Annotated in this window: 20 protein-coding genes; 3 read left to right on the forward strand and 17 right to left on the reverse strand. The window is 73.0% G+C overall.

Annotation, left to right across the window (positions count from 1 at the left end):
• Positions 1–13: 13 nt before the first annotated feature.
• Complete coding sequence (locus tag P5G50_RS06490) at positions 14–442, reverse strand: SRPBCC family protein (RefSeq protein WP_301210551.1); 429 nt, start codon at positions 440–442, stop codon at positions 14–16.
• Positions 443–525: 83 nt separating this feature from the next.
• Positions 526–1,959, reverse strand: coding sequence for an MFS transporter (locus tag P5G50_RS06495; RefSeq protein ID WP_301210552.1), 1,434 nt, complete (start codon positions 1,957–1,959; stop codon positions 526–528).
• 90 nt (positions 1,960–2,049) lie between these two features.
• Between P5G50_RS06495 and P5G50_RS06500 the strand changes: the two genes are divergently transcribed.
• On the forward strand, positions 2,050–2,601 hold the full coding sequence (locus tag P5G50_RS06500; protein ID WP_301210553.1) for a TetR/AcrR family transcriptional regulator: 552 nt from the start codon (positions 2,050–2,052) through the stop codon (positions 2,599–2,601).
• 6 nt (positions 2,602–2,607) lie between these two features.
• Here P5G50_RS06500 and P5G50_RS06505 read toward each other — a convergent pair whose 3' ends face one another.
• The 5 genes from P5G50_RS06505 to P5G50_RS06525 form a co-directional block, all read right to left on the reverse strand.
• Entirely contained in the window at positions 2,608–2,829 is a 222-nt protein-coding gene (locus P5G50_RS06505; RefSeq protein WP_301210554.1) for a hypothetical protein, read from the reverse strand.
• 84 nt (positions 2,830–2,913) lie between these two features.
• Complete coding sequence (locus P5G50_RS06510; RefSeq protein WP_301210555.1) at positions 2,914–3,249, reverse strand: hypothetical protein; 336 nt, start codon at positions 3,247–3,249, stop codon at positions 2,914–2,916.
• Positions 3,246–3,674 carry a GNAT family N-acetyltransferase gene (locus tag P5G50_RS06515; RefSeq protein ID WP_301210556.1) on the reverse strand — a complete coding sequence of 143 codons (429 nt, stop codon included), beginning with the start codon at positions 3,672–3,674 and terminating at the stop codon, positions 3,246–3,248. The genes P5G50_RS06510 and P5G50_RS06515 overlap by 4 nt, the downstream gene beginning before the upstream one ends.
• A gap of 24 nt (positions 3,675–3,698) precedes the next feature.
• On the reverse strand, positions 3,699–4,616 hold the full coding sequence (locus P5G50_RS06520; RefSeq protein WP_301210557.1) for an NADP-dependent oxidoreductase: 918 nt from the start codon (positions 4,614–4,616) through the stop codon (positions 3,699–3,701).
• Positions 4,617–4,745: 129 nt separating this feature from the next.
• Positions 4,746–5,372 carry a TetR/AcrR family transcriptional regulator gene (locus P5G50_RS06525; RefSeq protein WP_301210559.1) on the reverse strand — a complete coding sequence of 209 codons (627 nt, stop codon included), beginning with the start codon at positions 5,370–5,372 and terminating at the stop codon, positions 4,746–4,748.
• A gap of 75 nt (positions 5,373–5,447) precedes the next feature.
• Between P5G50_RS06525 and P5G50_RS06530 the strand changes: the two genes are divergently transcribed.
• Together P5G50_RS06530 and P5G50_RS06535 are read left to right on the forward strand one after the other, a co-directional pair.
• Entirely contained in the window at positions 5,448–6,098 is a 651-nt protein-coding gene (locus P5G50_RS06530; protein ID WP_301210560.1) for a TetR/AcrR family transcriptional regulator, read from the forward strand.
• A gap of 29 nt (positions 6,099–6,127) precedes the next feature.
• Positions 6,128–6,796: an MBL fold metallo-hydrolase gene (locus tag P5G50_RS06535; protein WP_301210561.1), complete on the forward strand. Its 669-nt coding sequence runs from the start codon at positions 6,128–6,130 to the stop codon at positions 6,794–6,796.
• Between the two features lie 79 nt (positions 6,797–6,875).
• Here the strand turns inward: P5G50_RS06535 and P5G50_RS06540 are convergent, their stop codons facing one another.
• From P5G50_RS06540 to P5G50_RS06585, 10 genes are all read right to left on the reverse strand, one after another.
• The gene (locus tag P5G50_RS06540) at positions 6,876–7,202 is read right to left on the reverse strand and encodes a hypothetical protein (RefSeq protein ID WP_301210562.1); all 327 of its coding nucleotides are present in this window, start codon (positions 7,200–7,202) and stop codon (positions 6,876–6,878) included.
• Between the two features lie 84 nt (positions 7,203–7,286).
• Positions 7,287–7,709 carry a transglutaminase-like domain-containing protein gene (locus P5G50_RS06545; RefSeq protein WP_301210563.1) on the reverse strand — a complete coding sequence of 141 codons (423 nt, stop codon included), beginning with the start codon at positions 7,707–7,709 and terminating at the stop codon, positions 7,287–7,289.
• Between the two features lie 56 nt (positions 7,710–7,765).
• Positions 7,766–8,608: a class I SAM-dependent methyltransferase gene (locus P5G50_RS06550; protein ID WP_301210564.1), complete on the reverse strand. Its 843-nt coding sequence runs from the start codon at positions 8,606–8,608 to the stop codon at positions 7,766–7,768.
• Positions 8,605–9,204, reverse strand: coding sequence for a TetR/AcrR family transcriptional regulator (locus tag P5G50_RS06555; RefSeq protein WP_301210565.1), 600 nt, complete (start codon positions 9,202–9,204; stop codon positions 8,605–8,607). The genes P5G50_RS06550 and P5G50_RS06555 overlap by 4 nt, the downstream gene beginning before the upstream one ends.
• A gap of 69 nt (positions 9,205–9,273) precedes the next feature.
• On the reverse strand, positions 9,274–9,987 hold the full coding sequence (locus P5G50_RS06560; protein WP_301210566.1) for an SDR family oxidoreductase: 714 nt from the start codon (positions 9,985–9,987) through the stop codon (positions 9,274–9,276).
• Between the two features lie 60 nt (positions 9,988–10,047).
• Positions 10,048–10,512 carry a hypothetical protein gene (locus P5G50_RS06565; protein ID WP_301210567.1) on the reverse strand — a complete coding sequence of 155 codons (465 nt, stop codon included), beginning with the start codon at positions 10,510–10,512 and terminating at the stop codon, positions 10,048–10,050.
• 381 nt (positions 10,513–10,893) lie between these two features.
• Positions 10,894–11,064, reverse strand: coding sequence for a VOC family protein (locus tag P5G50_RS18580; RefSeq protein ID WP_363319457.1), 171 nt, complete (start codon positions 11,062–11,064; stop codon positions 10,894–10,896).
• Positions 11,065–11,151: 87 nt separating this feature from the next.
• Positions 11,152–12,765 carry an ABC-F family ATP-binding cassette domain-containing protein gene (locus P5G50_RS06575; RefSeq protein ID WP_301210568.1) on the reverse strand — a complete coding sequence of 538 codons (1,614 nt, stop codon included), beginning with the start codon at positions 12,763–12,765 and terminating at the stop codon, positions 11,152–11,154.
• Between the two features lie 362 nt (positions 12,766–13,127).
• Positions 13,128–13,676: a CGNR zinc finger domain-containing protein gene (locus P5G50_RS06580; protein ID WP_301210569.1), complete on the reverse strand. Its 549-nt coding sequence runs from the start codon at positions 13,674–13,676 to the stop codon at positions 13,128–13,130.
• Positions 13,677–13,711: 35 nt separating this feature from the next.
• Complete coding sequence (locus P5G50_RS06585) at positions 13,712–15,250, reverse strand: helix-turn-helix transcriptional regulator (protein WP_301210570.1); 1,539 nt, start codon at positions 15,248–15,250, stop codon at positions 13,712–13,714.
• Positions 15,251–15,320: the final 70 nt, after the last annotated feature.

Genomic DNA, 15,320 nt, shown 5'->3' on the forward strand with positions numbered 1-15,320 from the left:
CCTCGCCTCCCCGTCACACCGCCTGCAGCGGCGCCGCGAACGACTTCTTCAGCGAGGCCGGGCCGACCAGGGGGAGGAGGCCCGCGAGGATCCTCTGGCCGAGCTTCGCCGGGGTGCGGGTGAGCCGGACGTCGACGCGGGTGCCGCGGCCCTCGGGGGTGAGCTGGAACAGCCAGCCGCCCCCGGGGCCGAACACCTTCGAGTCGTGCGTCGTGATCGTGACGGTTCCTGCGGCGCGGTCCCACTCGTAGCGCGCGCGCTCCCACGCCTGCGCGGTGCCCTCGGTGACCTCGGCCCAGCCGGCGCCGAGCCCGTGGACCCGGAAGTGCTCCTCGTCGATGCTCGACCAGGCGGCCGGGCGGGCGCTGGAGAAGTCGGTGAGGACGTCCATCAGGGCGTCCCGGTCGAGGGAGGAGGTGAGGCTGAAGCGGGTGACGCTCATGAGGGGTCCTTTCGTGGAGCCGGGTGTCGGAGCTAATAACCGGTTGGAACGGTTATGAGCATGGCAGACGGATGCATAACCTGTCAAACAGGTTGTTCGACCGCGTTCACCGGCGCGCTGCGACGGGCTCTGCGCGCCGCCACGAGCATCACCACGCCCACGACGACGGCGAGTGCGTAGAAGCCGGCCGCCACGTGGAAGACCGCCTGGTATCCGGTGACCTGCGCGGCGATCGCGGCGCGGTCTCCACCGGCGGCGATGAACACGCCCGCCAGCACGGCGAGGCCGACCGATCCGCCGAGCTGGTGCGCCGTGTTCACGAGGCCCGAGCCGGCTCCCGCCTGGTCGGCCGGCACGTCGGCCATGCCGAACTGCGTGAGGAGGATGATCGCGATGCCCTGCCCGATACCGAGCACGAGGAGCGGGAGGAGCACCCACGGGAGGAAGGCGGTGCCCGCGCCGACGGTCGACAGCCAGCCCATGCCGACGAGGGCGAGGACGAGGGAGGCGATCAGGAGGCGCTCCTGCCCCATCCACCGCACCAGCGGCCGCACCACGTAGACGGTGGCGAAGAACATGCCGGTCAGCGGGATGAAGCTCAGCCCCGCGAGCAGGGCGCTGAAGTGCAGCACGTCCTGCAGGTACTGGCTGAGGAAGTAGAACGTCGAGAACATGGCCCCGACGATCAGGATGCGGGCCAGGTACGCGCCCGACCGGGTCGCGTTCGCGAACAGGCCGAGCGGGACGATCGGCTCGGCCGTGCGGCGTTCGATCAGGACGAAGGCCACCACGAGAACCGCGGCCAGGGCCAGCAGGCCGATGACGACCGGGGAGGCCCAGCCGAGCGTGCTCGACTCGATCAGGCCCCAGACGAGCGCGGTCATGCCGACGGTGATCGTCAGGGCGCCCGCCAGGTCGAAGCTGCCGCGGCGCCGCGCGGTCTCGGTGAGGAAGCGCGGCGACAGCAGGACGACGATCAGGCCGATGGGCACGTTGATCAGCAGCCCCCAGCGCCACGACAGCAGGTCGGTGAAGAGACCGCCGACGATGATGCCGACGCTCGCGCCCGCTCCGATCACCGCGCTGTAGACGGCGATGGCGCGGCTGCGCTGCTCCGGCTCGGGGTAGGCGCCGACCAGGAGGGCGAGCGTCGATGGGATCGCGAAGGCTGACGCGACGCCCTGGAGCACCCGGGCCGCGAGCAGGACGGGCGCCGAGAACGCGAGGCCGGCGACCAGCGAGGCGAGTGCGAAGACGGCGACCGCGATCACGAAGACGCGCCTGCGGCCGGCGAGGTCGCCCACGCGCGCGCCGAGCAGCAGGAGGCCGCCGAAGGCGAGCACGTAGGCGTTCTGCACCCAGGAGAGCGAGGCGGGCGAGAAGCCCAGCTCGTCGACCAGGTGTGGGAGCGCGGTGGTGACGATCGAGGTGTCGAGCACCATCATCAGCTGCGCGCCCATGATCAGGGCGAGCACGACGGTGCGGCGCCAGGCGGGCGCCGGCGTTGTGGAAGACATCCGTACTCCTTAGGATTAGTGGGGGGACCCCTCCGGTTATAGCACAATAAACGGAGGGGCGTCCCCACTTATTCCGATCGGGAGGCACGAATGTCCGAACGTCCGCTCCGCGCCGACGCGCGCCGCAACCACGAGCGCATCGTCGCGGCCGCCGCCGAGGTGTTCGCCGAGGCAGGCTCGTCGGCGTCGTTCGAGGAGGTCGCCCGCCGCGCCGGGGTGGGCAGCGCCACGCTCTACCGGCGCTTCCCGACGCGGGCCGACCTGTTCGAGGCCGTATACGCCGACCAGGTCGACCACCTGCTGGCGCGCGGCGACGAGGAGCCCGGCTCCCCGGGTGACGCGCTCGACGCGTGGTTGCGCCGGTTCGTGGAGTTCATCATCGGCAAGCGCGCGTTCGCCGAGGAGATGGCCCACGACACGGAGCTCGTCTTCGCGGCGAGGGCCCGCATCTACGGGACGGCCGAGCCGCTGCTCGCCGCGGCGCAGGCCTCCGGCGAGGCGCGCCAGGACGTCACCGCCGACGACGTGCTGCGCATGCTCAGCGGCATCGGACTGGCGGACTACCCGCAGCCGGGCCAGCTGGAGCGCGTCATCGGCGTGTGCCTGGACGGCCTCCGGCCCGGAGGTGCGCCGGCGCCCTGACGCGCGCTATGACGCGCGCTTGCGCGCCAGCTGGTTGAGCACGCGCCGCAGCTCGAGCTCGATGGACCGGGCGACGACCTCCGACACCGGACCGTCACCCTCCCGGTGATCGGAGCCGCGGCACCGCTCGGCGTCGGCGGTGAAGTGCACGGACATGCGCCCGTCGGCGAGGACCGGCTGGAACTCGCCGCAGAATTCGCAGGTGCGGAACGAGAACGAGGCTGCCATGAAACGACGATACGGGTGCGGTGTTTCCTGCCGATTGCGTTCAGGAGAACAGAGTGCGACGGAAGCCGTGGAGGCGGCCTCCCCTCAGTGCTGCTCCCGCTCCAACTCCTGCACGTCCCAATAGACGCACGCCACGAGCGAGTGCGCGGGGCACGCCGGGGCGCCGTTGCCGTCGGGGGTCGCGATGCGGTCGAACTCGCCGCGCGCCTTCGCGAGGAGCCGCGCGAACTCGTCGTCCGTCACCACGCAGCGGTCGGCGGCGAGCCACTCGCGCAGCAGCGCCTCCACATCCTGGTGATAGACGCGGGCGTCGGCCCAGACGCGCTGCACGATGCCCGCGATCTGGTCCTCGCGCGGCGCCCCCTCCGCGCCGTCCATCACCGGGAAGTGCGGCTCGGCCTTGCGGCCGCGCGCACTCATCGCGAACTCCGCAGGCCGGGGAGGTCGCGGTCGACCAGGTCGTCGTAGGCGGGGTTGCGGTCGATGAAGGCGCGGACGATCGGGCACAGGATCGTGACCGTCACCCCGCGGTCGCGCACGTCGTCGAGGACGCGCCGGATCAGCTCCGTCGCGACGCCCTGTCCGCGGTACTCGGGGTAGACGGCCGCCGCGACCAGCACGAGCCGGTTCTCGTCGGCCGCCTCGAAGGTCAGGCCGCCGATCACCGTGTCGCCCGAGATGGCCTCGTAGGTGGCGGCCGGCTCGTTGCGCGCGACGAAGAACGTGATGGTGGGGGAGTGGTCGTCGTTCACCTCGTCGATGAGCACGACCTGGTCCTCGGTCAGGGTGCCGACGCCGTCGGGGTAGCCGGCCTCGTCGGGGTACTCGAAATCAGCGCTGGTCATGGTTCCTCCTCGTTTCGGATGGGTTCAGGGGCGGACGGCGATCACGGTCTTGCCCGCGCGCCGCCCGGTGGGGTTGAGCGCCGCGACGGCGTCGTCGAGCGGCGCGACCCGATCGATGTTGACGCGGAGACGGCCGTCGCGCACCCGCTGGACGATCTCGGTGAGTTGCGACGGCACGGACTCGACGACGAAGTCGACGGACAGGCCGTCGACGGGGTGCACGTCGCCGAGCCCGGTCACGGTGACGAGGGTGCCGCCGGGCCTGACGAGGCGGGCCGACTGCTCCTGGACGGAGCCGCCGATCACGTCGAACACCAGGTCGACGGCGCCCACGTCGGCGAGGTCGTCGTGCTCGAGGTCGACGAACTCGTGCGCCCCGAAGTCGAGCGCCTTCTGCCGGTCGGCGGCGCGCCCGGTGCCGATGACGTACGCACCGGCCTCCCGGGCCAGCTGGGTCACCATCGTTCCGACCGCTCCGGCGGCGCCGTGCGCCAGGACGGTCTGCCCCGAGCGGAGGCGCCCGTGCTGGAACAGGCCCTGCCAGGCGGTCAGTCCCGAGATCGGGAGGGCGGCGCCGACGGTGAAGTCCACGTCTCCTGGCAGGGGGGCGAGGTTGCGCGACTCGACGGCCACGTACTCGGCGAGGGTGCCGTCGCGGTGCCAGTCGGAGATGCCGAACACGCGCTGCCCGACGGTCAGGCCGGTCGTGCCGTAGCCGAGCGCCGTCACGACGCCGGCGAGGTCGTGGCCGAGGATCGACGGCGACTTCGCGCGTCCGGCGCGATCCGCCCAGGTGGAGGGCCAGTCGATCTCGGTGGGCACGTACGCCGCGGCGTGAACCTCGACCAGTACGTCGTTGATCGCCGGTCTCGGCTCGGGGCGGTCCATCAGCCGCATCCCGGCAGCTCCCTCCGCCTGATCGGTCACCACGACGGCCTTCATCCGGCCACCTCCTCGTCTGGGACGGTCGCCTCGGCGGCCGCACGGGTCAAGATTCGACCGAACGGCCGAACGATGGCCATACTAGACACAAACAGGACTAAATAGTCCAGTTTGCGGAGGGGATGATCGTCAGCGGGAGGCCAGGCTCTCCAGGTGGGTCAGCGCCATGTCGATCGACGTCGCCATGGGTGCGACATCGCGCGCCGTCTGGGCGAGCATGTACCCGCCCTGCAGCGCGGCGAGCAGGCCGGTCGCGAGGTCGTCGACGGGCGCGTCCGGCGGCAGGCCGCCGCGCTCCTGCAACCGGCGGATCGCCGCCGCCAGCAGCTCCCGCCACTCGGCGAAGAGGGCGAGCAGTCTCGTGCGCGCCACGTCGTCGTGGTCGGCCACCTCGGAGGCGAACGAGCCGAGGGCGCATCCGTACGCGCCGTGCTGGAGCGCGTTGTTCTGCACCAGCGCGTCGCGCCAGCGGCGCAGGCCGGCGAGGGTGGACACGTCGCCGAGCGCCTCCCGCTCGCGCCGGATCACGCGCTCGCCCATCAGCTCGATGACGGCGCGCACGATCTCGTCCTTGGTGGCGAAGTGCCGGTACAGCTGCGACTTGCTCGCGCCACTCGCGGCTAGCACGTCGTCGAGGGTCGTCGCCCCGACTCCACGCGTGTACATCAGTTCCGCAGCGGCGTTCACGATCCGCTCCCGGGTCGCCGCGCCGCGCGCGGTCAGGCGCGTCGGGATCGGATCGGCGGCAACGGCCATGCCCTCATGGTACGTCGGGGCATCGATGAAACGGAAGCGGAACCACCGCTTCCACTTAAGGTGTAGGATCGCCGCATGACGACCGCCATCCCGACCGAGCGCCGGCCGCGCGCCGATGCGGAGCGCAACCGGCGTCGCGTGCTCGACGCCGCCATGCGCGTCTTCGCCGAGCATGGTCCGTCGGCGACCCTGGGCGACGTCGCCCGCGCGGCGGGTGTCGGCATCGGCACGATCTACCGCAAGTTCCCGGACAAGCAGGCGCTGCTCGACGCGCTGTTCGAGGACAAGATCGACACGATCATGGGGATCGTCGAGGAGGCCGCGCTCCGCGACGACCCGGGCGAGGCGTTCCGCGGCTACCTCCACGGCATGATCGAGCTGCACGCGCACGACCGCAGCCTTGCCACGGTGCTGTTCGGGCCCGAGCGCTACGACCGCTTCCCGCCCGGCCTCCGTCACCGGCTCGGGAGCACCGCCGACCGGCTGATCGCCGACGCGGTGGCAGCGGGCGAGCTCCGGCCCGGCTTCACCCGCCAGGACACGATCGCGCTGGCCGTGATGGTGAGCACGATCTCCCTGGCCTCCCGCGACACCGGCCCCGAGCTGTGGCGCCGGTACGCCTCGATCGTCGTCGACGGGACCCGGCCCTCCGCCGGATCCGCCCCGCTGGCGCCGGAGCCGCCGGACTTCCGCGCGATGACCGAGGCGCTCAGCCGCGTGCTCTGACAGCGCCGCCCCCACGATCGGAGAACCCCATGACCTCCCACCCCTCGCTCGAGCAGCTGGCCGCCGGCCTTCACGCCACCACGCCGCCCGTCCCGCTGCCGTTCATGGCCGACGTCGAGCTGCGCGCGTTCGTGCTGGAGGCCGAGCAGGGGCCGGTCATCGTCTACAACCACCCCGGCATCGACGCGGCGGCCGACGGCATCCGCGAGCTCGGCACGCCCCAGCGCCTCCTCATCAACCACTGGCACGAAGGGATGCACGGCACACCGGCGCTCGACGTTCCGGCATTCGTGCACGAGCGCGACCGGCGGCCGACCGAGCGCTCCATGCGCGTCGACGGGGTGTTCAGCGGGAGGGAGCGCCTCGGCGACGACCTGGAGGTCATCCCGAGCCTCGCCCACACCGCGGGCACCGCCTTCTACCTCTGGGACAGCGGCGAGCACCGCTACCTCTTCCCCGGCGACTCCTTCTGGGTGCAGGACGGCGTCTGGCGGGCCGTGCTGCTCGGCGAGAGCGACCGCGCGGCGTTCCTCGACACGGTCGAGCTCATGCGCGACCTCGACTTCGACGCGCTCGTGCCGTGGCCCGCGCAGACCGGGCGGCCGGCGATCGACTTCGTCACGCCGGAGCAGAAGGAGCAGCAGCTCGCGGCGCTGCGCGAGCGGCTCCTGGCGGGGGCGAGCGGGCCGACGGCCTGAGCCGGTCGGCGACGGGCGCCGCGGTGCTCCAGCGCGGGCGGAGGACCGCGGGCGCCCTGGTGCGCTGGTGCTCAGGTGCTCAGGCGCTCAGGCTCCCGTCGGCGACCAGGTCGACCTCGTAGCTGCGGCCGGTGAGATAGGGGTGCGTCGTGATGACGCGCGGCACGGCGAGGCGCGGATCCTCGGCGAGCACGCGCCGCTCCGGGAGGGTGGAGGCGGTCGCGACGCGGTCGAACAGCAAGCGCTCCTCCTCGGGGTCGGCCGTGCCGGTGACGATGCCCCAGGCGTCGCTCGTCAGCGGCTCGAAGCCGGTGAGGGCGGCCAGATCGCGCAGGAGCGTCCAGCGCACGGTCCAGCGCCCGCGCAGCTCCGGCCCCGGGGCGTACCCGAACCGCTGCTGCTCCACCTCCGGCGCGCTCCAGGCCTGCGTCGCGTCGACGAAATCGGTCGGCGCGAGTCCGTAGCGGACGGTGTCGGCATCGGTGCGGGTCTATACGCCGTCCTGCGCGTGCTCACAGACCACGTGCGACTGCCAGTGCGACGGCTCCAGGTACCCGGCGAACCCGAAGCGGACCCGCGCCGGGATGCCGTGCTCACGCAGCACCGCGGCGAGGAGCACGGCGAACGTCCGGCAGTCCACCACGAGTCGCCGACCCGCAGGCCGGGTGCGCGACCAGGGGCCGTCCTCAAGCGCGGCGATCGCGGCCAGCACGTGCCGGATCGGGCGGAGCTCGGTGCCGTCGTCCGCCCTGCCGGCACCTGCCACGAAGCCCTCCGCTCGCGAGTGGTGGACCAGCACATTCCCGATCAGCGGGACCAGCTCCTCCACGTCGACGGGAAGGCTCTGCAGCAGCCCGGCGTACGGGCCGGGGTCCGTGACGGCGGAGTGGAGGCGGTAGGCGGAGTCGATCACGGCGAGACGGTAGCGCGAACCTCCGACAACCGGCGCGCCCGGGTCGTCGGCCCGGCTCAGAACGCGAACCGCAGCACGCCCAGGTCGCTGCGGTCGGCGAGGCGGGGGAGCGCGTTCATCATCCGGATGCCCGCACGCACCGAGCGCGGCATCCTCTCGACGTAGGCGGAGCGGCTGAGCATCGTCCGGTCGATCAGGCGGAGCCGCGGGTGCCAGGCCTCCGGCTCGCGGGGATCGTCGAACGCGGTCCCTCCCGCGGTGTCGATGCCGAGGTCGCGGATCGCTTTGACCCGCGGCATGAGGGAGCGGGCCAGCGTCGTGTAGCCGTTCATCACCAGCTCGCCGTCGGGTACGCGGTCGACCAGGCGCTCCACCAGGCTGCGGGAGATGGCAGGCGGCAGGAACGGGAAGAAGCCGTCGGCCAGGGCGATCAGCGGACGGTCGGCGGGAATCTCCGACAACCAGTCGCCGGATGCCGCATCCGCCTCCACCTCGCGGTGGTCGGCCGCCACGCCGGGACGCCCGGGCAGGCGGCGGCGCAGCGCCATGATGTGCGGGAGGTCGAGGTCGAGCCACAGCACCCCGGCCGGCGGCGCGACGCGCTGGGCCCGGTCGTCGAGGCCCGAGCCGAGGTCGAGCACGACGGCGTCGGGATGGGCCGCGAGGAACGCCCGGCACGCGTCGTCGATGAGGCGTCCGCGGGTCGCGACCGTGGCGGACTCCTTGCGCGGGAGGCCGAGGCCGTCCCAGTCGACGGCGAGGGAATCGACCACCGTCCGCGACCAGCGGTCGTCGAGGATGGGCGACGACCCGGCCGCGTCGCGCGCCCGGCCGAGGATGGGCAGCAGCGCCGAGCGCTCGACGGGCGAGAGGTCGGCCGGGAGGAGGAGGCGCGTCATCGCGCTTCTTGCTTCATCAGGGCGGCCGTCACGGCGTCGGCGATGAACCCGCGGTCCTCGCCGAGCATGGCCGCCACGAGCTCCAGAACGAGGTCGAGCCGTCGCGCCGGCCCCGGCCCCGCGCGGAGCCAGCCCTCCCGCGCCGCCCGCTCGAACCAGCCCGAGACGACGCCGGCAGCGTCGTCTCTTGCGGGCTCGTGGACGGCGCTGAAGGCCGTCCAGCCCGCAGCCCGCTCCCACGCGAGGATGCGCGCGGCGTCCGGGTGGTCGGTGAGGAAGCGGGCTGTCGCAGCGGCGAGTTCGCGCAGCATCGTCGCGAACCCGGCCCGGTCGGCCGGGTCGTCGCGCGAGGTGACGAGCTCGGCGCGCACCGCGACGGCCTCCTCGGCGACCTGGGCGATCACGGCCCGGTACAGCCCCTCCTTGTCGCCGAAGCGCTGGAAGAGCAGCGCCTTGTTGAAGCCGGAGGCCGCACTGATCCGGTCGATCCGCGCTCCCTCGAAGCCGTGCGCGGCGAACTCGGAGCGCGCCGCGGCGAGCAGGTGGGCGGTGGAGGCCGCCGCGTCGCGCGGGCGGGGCCGGGGTGTGGGGTCCATGGGCGCTCCGTTGTTGTAACTAACTGGATAGTTATATCACCGTTCAAAGTGCCGAGGGAAGAAGGCCGGTTACAGCATCCGCCGCAGCTCCCCCGCGTGCCCCCGCTCCAGGAGGTCGGCCACCTCGCGCGCGATGGCCTCTGGCTCGACGAGCGGGCCGGTGGCCTCGCGCTCGGCGGGCGACATCGCTGCGCGCTCAGCGCGGGCCCGGGCGAGGCCGATCCAGCCCGGGATCACGCCCGTCACCCTGACGTCGCGGCGGTCGCCGAGGGAGGTGGTGAACCGGTGCAGGCCGGCCTTGGCGGCGCCGTATTCGGGGGAGGCGTAGGGCGCGTCGCCGAGGCCGCCGCTCGATCCGATGTTCACCACCGCGCCGGAGGCCCTGGCGAGCTCCTCCCAGAGCAGTTGGGTGAGCAGCATCGGAGTGAGGAGGTTGAGGGTCACGCTCGCGTGCCAGGCGTCCGGCGCGGCCGCGGGATACTGCTCACCGGGGGCCTGACCGCCCGCGTTGTTCACCAGGCCGTCGAGGGGTGCTTGCCGGAGCGCGTCCTCCGCCGCGGCCTGGGCCCCGGCGAGCGATGAGAGGTCCGCGACGATGACGTGCGGCGGTGCGGCACCGCCCGGAAGCGCGGCGGCGGCGGCCGCGGCGGCAAGGGCCTCCCGGTCGCGGTCGACCAGGATCAGCCGTTGGCCACGGCGCGTCAGCTCCGCGGCGATGACGGCGCCAAGGCCGGCCGCGGCGCCCGTGATCACGGTGGCGGGAGGCGGTGCGGAGTCGCGCATGCGGTCATGCTGCGCGCGACCACCGACACAACCGCCCTTCGCACCACCGGTCCGCGCCTCTCACCACCGATCCCCGCCGAACCACCCGTCACCGACCCCGCCGTCCCAGCTCGCCCAGAGCGCCGAGGTCCAGGCGATGTCTGCGATGGTGTCGAGCATCGTGTAGCCGACGATCGTGTCGACCACGGGGTCGCCCGCGCCGCCGAGGACGCGCCGGATGGTTCCCGGGCGGCGCTTCTCGGAGCGGGCGGCGGCCTTCGCGAGGCTCTTCGGGCGGGCGTCCGCCGGGCTGTCGGCGGCGGTCGGCGCCTCGGCCGTGAACCGCTCGAACAGCAGGTCGAGCTGCTGCGGGGAGAGGCGCTCGAAGGCCTCGACGTGGACGCGCTCGATCGTCTTCGCGGAGGAGGAGGCCAGCATCCGCTCGTATTGCGCCACGGCCTCGGCGTCGGCCCTGGTCGTACCGGTCGGGGGCGGCGGGGTCTCGAGGTCGAGCCTCCGCCCGAAGATGCGGTCGACGATGTTCATGATGCTCCTCCTGCGATGGCGGTGGCGATAGCGGGTTCGGTGCGGCGGGAGGCGGGCCTGCGCCGATCACGATCAGATCGACGACGCGGGGGGAGGTGGAGGCGCCCATCAGCGGCCCGGCGCCCGCGTCACGACCTGCTGGATGGTCCAGCTGTTGCCGTCCGGGTCGGAGAACGAGGCGTAGCTGCCGTAGCTGTCGGTCGCCGGGTGCGGGCCGGGCACGCGGTTGACGTCGCCCTCCCGGTGGAAGACGCCGTCCGCGTCGTGCCAGATCCCGCTGACGTCGACGCCGCGCTCGATCAGCTCGGCACGGGCGCCGGCCAGGTCGGAGGTGACCAGGTGGAGGCCGTGCGACGAGCCGGGGACCGCGCTGGTCAGCTCCTAGCCGAAGATCACGGAGGCTTCGGAGCCCGGGGGCGTCACCTGCACCACCCGGAGGCCCTTGTCGGTGGAGAAGTCGGCGTCCAGGCGGAAGCCCGCCCGCTGGTAGAACTCCTTGGCCGCATCGACATCCGAGACGGGGATGACGGCGATCTCGAGCTTCAGTTCCATGTCCTCGATTCCTTTCGCGCCGGTGAGCGTCATAACTGGTTAGAACGGTTATGAGCTTGGCACAGTTCAAATAACCTGTCAAACAGGTTATTTTGAGATCGCCTCCAGCGCCGCCGACCGCCGGATCGTGCCGTCGCCCGGCAGCTCGAGCACGACGTCCGCGCCGATCCGCTCCAGGAAGTGCCGGTCGTGGCTGACGACGAGCAGCGCGCCGCGGTAGGCGTCGAGCGCCTCCGCCAGCTGCTCGACGCTCGCGATGTCGAGGTTGTTGGTCGGCTCGTCCAGGATCAGCAGCTGCGCTGGCGGGCTCATGAGCAGGAGGGTCGCCAGCTGCACGCGGAACCGCTCGCCGCCCGACAGCGAGCCGACCGGGCGCTCCGCCGCGTCGCCGCGGAGCAGCAGCCGGGCGAGCTGGTGGCGGATGTCCCCGGGCGGCGTCTCCGGAGCGACCCGTCGGACGTTGTCGACCGCGCTCAGCGCGTCGTCCAGTCGGTCGAGTCGCTGGGGCAGGTAGGCGACGCGGTCGGTGAACAGCGTGCCGGCCGGCGACCCACCGTCCGCCTCGACGCTCAGCAGCCGGGCGAGGAGCGTCGACTTGCCGGCCCCGTTGCGGCCGAGCAGAGCGACCCGCTCCGGCCCCTGGACGATCACCGAGTGCGTCCCGTCGGTCAGTTCGGCGATGCGCCGGCCGCGGGGGACGTCGGGGTCGGGGAGGGTGAGGTGGATGCGCTCCTCGTCGCGCACGCGCGCGTCCGCCGCATCGACGGCGGCCTGGGCGGCGGCGACCCTGTCGTCGAGGCCGGACCGCATGGCACCGGCCGACGCCTGCGCCTTGCTGGCCCGGTTGCCGGCCATGATCCGCGGGATGCCGCCGCTCGCCTGGGTCTTCTTCGCGGTGCGCTCGCGGCGGGCCAGCTTGGTCTCCGCCTCCACCCGCTGCCGCTTCTCGACCTTCAGGGCCTGCTGCGCCGCGCGGGCGGCCTGCACCGCAGCGGACTGGTCCTGCTCGAGGTGGGCGCGCCAGGCGCTGTACGGGCCGCCGAATGTCTCGAGGCGGCCGGCGTGGAGCTCGGCGGTCGCCTCCATGTGCTCCAGCAGCTCCAGGTCGTGGCTGACGACGATGAGCGTGCCCGCCCAGCGGTCGACGAGGTCGCTCAGCGCGGCCCTGCCCGCGCGGTCGAGGTTGTTCGTCGGCTCGTCGAGCAGGATGATGGCGGTGCGGCGGAGGCTGAGCCCGGTCACCGCGATCAGCATCGCCTCCCCGCCCGACAGCGTGCCGACGCTGCGCGCGAGGTCGTCGCCGTCGAAGCCGATCGCCTCGAGGCCCGCGGCCGCGCGCGCCTCGACGTCCCAGTCGTCGCCGACCGCGTCGAAGTGCGCCTGGTCGACGTCGCCGCTCTCGATGGCGCGCAGGGCGGCGACGACAGGGCCGATGCCCAGGAGGTCGGCCACCGTCGCGTCCGTGCGCAGCGTGAGCGTCTGCGGCAGGTAGCCGACGTCGCCGACGGTCTCGATGCGGCCGGAGGTCGGGGTGAGCTCGCCGGCGATGAGGCGCAGGAGCGTGGACTTGCCGGCGCCGTTGCGGCCGACGAGGCCGGTGCGCCCGGTCGTGAAGGTGCCGGAGAGCCGGTGGAGGGCCGGCGTCCCGTCCGGCCAGGTGTAGCCGAGGTCGTGCAGGGTGACTGCTGAGGTGTGCGGCATCGATCGATCCGATCTGCCCCGTCGTGGGGGCGGGTGGAGGGAGGCCGATCCGGGGCGCGGGGAAGCGCGCGAGGGCGCGGAGACGTCGAGGATCGGCGGGGATGGGCGCGACAGAGCATGCCGCCCGCAGTGGCTGCAGGGGCGACGGAGTGGCGCGCCGGTCGTCTGGGCGATGCACGCGGCGGCGGGCACGGCGAGAGGCGCACGCCCGGGGACTCGACGGTCCACCCGGGAACGGCGCACGCACGTGTCAGCCGCCGGTCGCCCGGCGGCTACAGTCTGTCGACCTCGATCTCCACGACGTCAGGATAACGGATGCTGCGGTAACGGTATTCCGGACGGCGGAACGCGCGTCGCCTGACTCAGGCGGCGGCCTCGCGGCGGCGCTCGCGGAAGGCGGTCGCCTTCATCCGGTTGCCGCAGGTCTTCATCGAGCACCACTCGCGCCGGTGGCCGCGGGAGCGGTCGAGGTAGACCTGCGTGCACTCGGGGCGCGCGCACTCGCGCAGCAGGGCGGCGTCGGGGCTGCCGAGGATGGCGATGGTCTCGCGCGCGAGGCTGCCCAGGCCGTCCGCGATGGTGCCGCTGCGGCGGACCGTGCCGTCGGAGAGCTCCAGCCGGACCGGGCTCCCTGCGGCGACCTCGTTGACGAAGGCGACGTCGTCCGCGAGGAGCGGCGTGCCGTGCAGGGAGGCGTCGAGCAGCGCGTAGATGCGCTCGCGCACCTCGACCGCGCGCTGCAGGTCGGCGTCGCCGGCGGGAGGGGCGTCGTCGATCATCCCGGCCTCCATGAACCAGGCGCTCACGTCGCCCGGCGCCGCGAACTTCTCGAGGGGCTCCGGGTTGCGGCGCGCGCGCAGCGTGCCGACGAAGTCGAGAGGGAGGGTGCCGCAGGGGAACGCGTGGATCATGTAACCATTCTAACAGGTGACATGGCGAAGTGGGGCTAGCGCGGGAAGTTCCGGGCCGCGTCCACCGCCTCCTGCCTCGAGGTCACTCCGAGCTTGCGGTAGAGCGACCGCACGGTGGCCTTGAGCGTATTGGGGCTGATGAACAGCTCGGCGGCGATGGCGGCGAGGGGCGAGCCGGTGGGCAGCATGCTCAGCACCTCCCGCTCGCGCCGCGTCAGGCCCGGGACCGGTGTGTCGGCGGGGGAGCGGTCGGTGCCGTGCAGGGGCTCGCCGGCCAGCCCGGCGAGGGCGCCGAGCGTCTCCGTCGGCAGGAAGCTGTACGTCGAGAAGAGCCGCTCGCGACCGATGATCCCGTTCGCGTGCCGGAAGGCGTCCGCCGCACGGCCCGGGTGGCCGAGAGCGAGGTGGGAGGCCGCCGAGACGAGGAGGGCGGGAGCCTCCACGCGGGGTGCGGCCGTCGTCGACGTCGCCGCCTCGGCCTGCGCGAGCGCATCGCGGTGGGCGCCGGCGCGGTAGGACGCGACGGAGGCGAGCAGCAGGTCGAGCGCAGAGGGGTGCTCCGGCAGCGGGCGCTCGTCGCGAAGCTGCGGGCGCAAGCGGGCCAGGCGCGCCTGCGCGGCTCGGACGTAGCGAGCGGTGGCGCCTCCGTGCTCGATGGCCCCGGGGTGGCGTTCCAGCTCGGCCTCCAGCTCGGCGTGCACCGACGACGCCCCCGGCTTGGTGTGGGCCAGCATGGCCGAGAGCCACAGCGCGGCCGCCCAGTACTCGCCGAGCGGGAGGCCCAGCGCCCTCCCCAGTTCGCGCGAGGCGCCGGGGTCGCCGCGATCGTGCTTCAGGAGGGCGGAGGTCAGGAAGACGATCACGTCGTACCGGCCGTTCGTGGCGTCCTCGGCGAGCGCTCGCGCGAGCCACAGCTCCGCGCTGCGGAGCCGGCCCCGATCGGCGTGCCGCCAGGCGATGTGCGCGGCCGCCCGTCGGGCGATCACCGGCTGGGCGGTGAGCCGCGCGAGGTCGTACGCGGCCTCGTACTCGGCAAGCGCGCCTGGCCCGTCCGCTGCGTCGAGGGACCGGCCCCACTGGAAGCGGAGGTGCGGCAGCGAGCCGACCATCGGCGCGCGTTCGGCCGGCGCGAGGGCGAGCAGCGCCTCCCTCGCGCGCTCGGCGGCCGCACGGGCCTCCTCCAGCCTGCCGGCGGTGCGTGCCCCCGCCGACTGGCCGGTCAGCACGATCAGGTTGCTGAGGTGGTTGCCGTCCCTCCGCTCGGGATCGAGAGCGAGGCGGCCGTCGTGGAGGAACTTCGTGGGGTCGCCGCTGATCGTCACCTGCTGCAGGTAGTTGGCGGCGACGAGGAGGCCGGGATTCTCCACGAAGGCGTCGCCGGGGAGCGCCTTGATGGCGTCGAGGAGCTGCTCGGGCGCCACGTTGGCGAAGGCGTCCCAGTTCTTCTCGATCACGGCGGCGGCGTAGTGCCAACCGTGCTGTGCCGCCGAACTGGTCACCAGGGAGGCCAGCCGGCGGGGATTCGTACGGGGATCGATCGTCGGGTACTTCTCGTCCTCAGCTCTCGATGTCATCGTGCGTTCACTCTGAGTAGATTGCCAGGGCTGCGGCGGGTGCCGCGTCGCACCCGTCCTCCGGCCGCGG

The sequence above is a fragment of the Leifsonia williamsii genome (genome assembly GCF_030433685.1).
GTDB lineage: Bacteria > Actinomycetota > Actinomycetes > Actinomycetales > Microbacteriaceae > Leifsonia > Leifsonia williamsii.

Excerpts from the sequence above, each read along its gene's own strand:
- P5G50_RS06490 (WP_301210551.1), bottom strand. The coding sequence starts at position 442 with ATGAGCGTCACCCGCTTCAGCCTCACCTCCTCCCTCGACCGGGACGCC.
- P5G50_RS06495 (WP_301210552.1), bottom strand. The coding sequence starts at position 1,959 with ATGTCTTCCACAACGCCGGCGCCCGCCTGGCGCCGCACCGTCGTGCTC.
- P5G50_RS06500 (WP_301210553.1), top strand. The coding sequence starts at position 2,050 with ATGTCCGAACGTCCGCTCCGCGCCGACGCGCGCCGCAACCACGAGCGC.
- P5G50_RS06505 (WP_301210554.1), bottom strand. The coding sequence starts at position 2,829 with ATGGCAGCCTCGTTCTCGTTCCGCACCTGCGAATTCTGCGGCGAGTTC.
- P5G50_RS06510 (WP_301210555.1), bottom strand. The coding sequence starts at position 3,249 with ATGAGTGCGCGCGGCCGCAAGGCCGAGCCGCACTTCCCGGTGATGGAC.
- P5G50_RS06515 (WP_301210556.1), bottom strand. The coding sequence starts at position 3,674 with ATGACCAGCGCTGATTTCGAGTACCCCGACGAGGCCGGCTACCCCGAC.
- P5G50_RS06520 (WP_301210557.1), bottom strand. The coding sequence starts at position 4,616 with ATGAAGGCCGTCGTGGTGACCGATCAGGCGGAGGGAGCTGCCGGGATG.
- P5G50_RS06525 (WP_301210559.1), bottom strand. The coding sequence starts at position 5,372 with ATGGCCGTTGCCGCCGATCCGATCCCGACGCGCCTGACCGCGCGCGGC.
- P5G50_RS06530 (WP_301210560.1), top strand. The coding sequence starts at position 5,448 with ATGACGACCGCCATCCCGACCGAGCGCCGGCCGCGCGCCGATGCGGAG.
- P5G50_RS06535 (WP_301210561.1), top strand. The coding sequence starts at position 6,128 with ATGACCTCCCACCCCTCGCTCGAGCAGCTGGCCGCCGGCCTTCACGCC.
- P5G50_RS06550 (WP_301210564.1), bottom strand. The coding sequence starts at position 8,608 with ATGACGCGCCTCCTCCTCCCGGCCGACCTCTCGCCCGTCGAGCGCTCG.
- P5G50_RS06555 (WP_301210565.1), bottom strand. The coding sequence starts at position 9,204 with ATGGACCCCACACCCCGGCCCCGCCCGCGCGACGCGGCGGCCTCCACC.
- P5G50_RS06560 (WP_301210566.1), bottom strand. The coding sequence starts at position 9,987 with ATGCGCGACTCCGCACCGCCTCCCGCCACCGTGATCACGGGCGCCGCG.
- P5G50_RS06565 (WP_301210567.1), bottom strand. The coding sequence starts at position 10,512 with ATGAACATCGTCGACCGCATCTTCGGGCGGAGGCTCGACCTCGAGACC.
- P5G50_RS18580 (WP_363319457.1), bottom strand. The coding sequence starts at position 11,064 with ATGGAACTGAAGCTCGAGATCGCCGTCATCCCCGTCTCGGATGTCGAT.
- P5G50_RS06575 (WP_301210568.1), bottom strand. The coding sequence starts at position 12,765 with ATGCCGCACACCTCAGCAGTCACCCTGCACGACCTCGGCTACACCTGG.
- P5G50_RS06580 (WP_301210569.1), bottom strand. The coding sequence starts at position 13,676 with ATGATCCACGCGTTCCCCTGCGGCACCCTCCCTCTCGACTTCGTCGGC.
- P5G50_RS06585 (WP_301210570.1), bottom strand. The coding sequence starts at position 15,250 with ATGACATCGAGAGCTGAGGACGAGAAGTACCCGACGATCGATCCCCGT.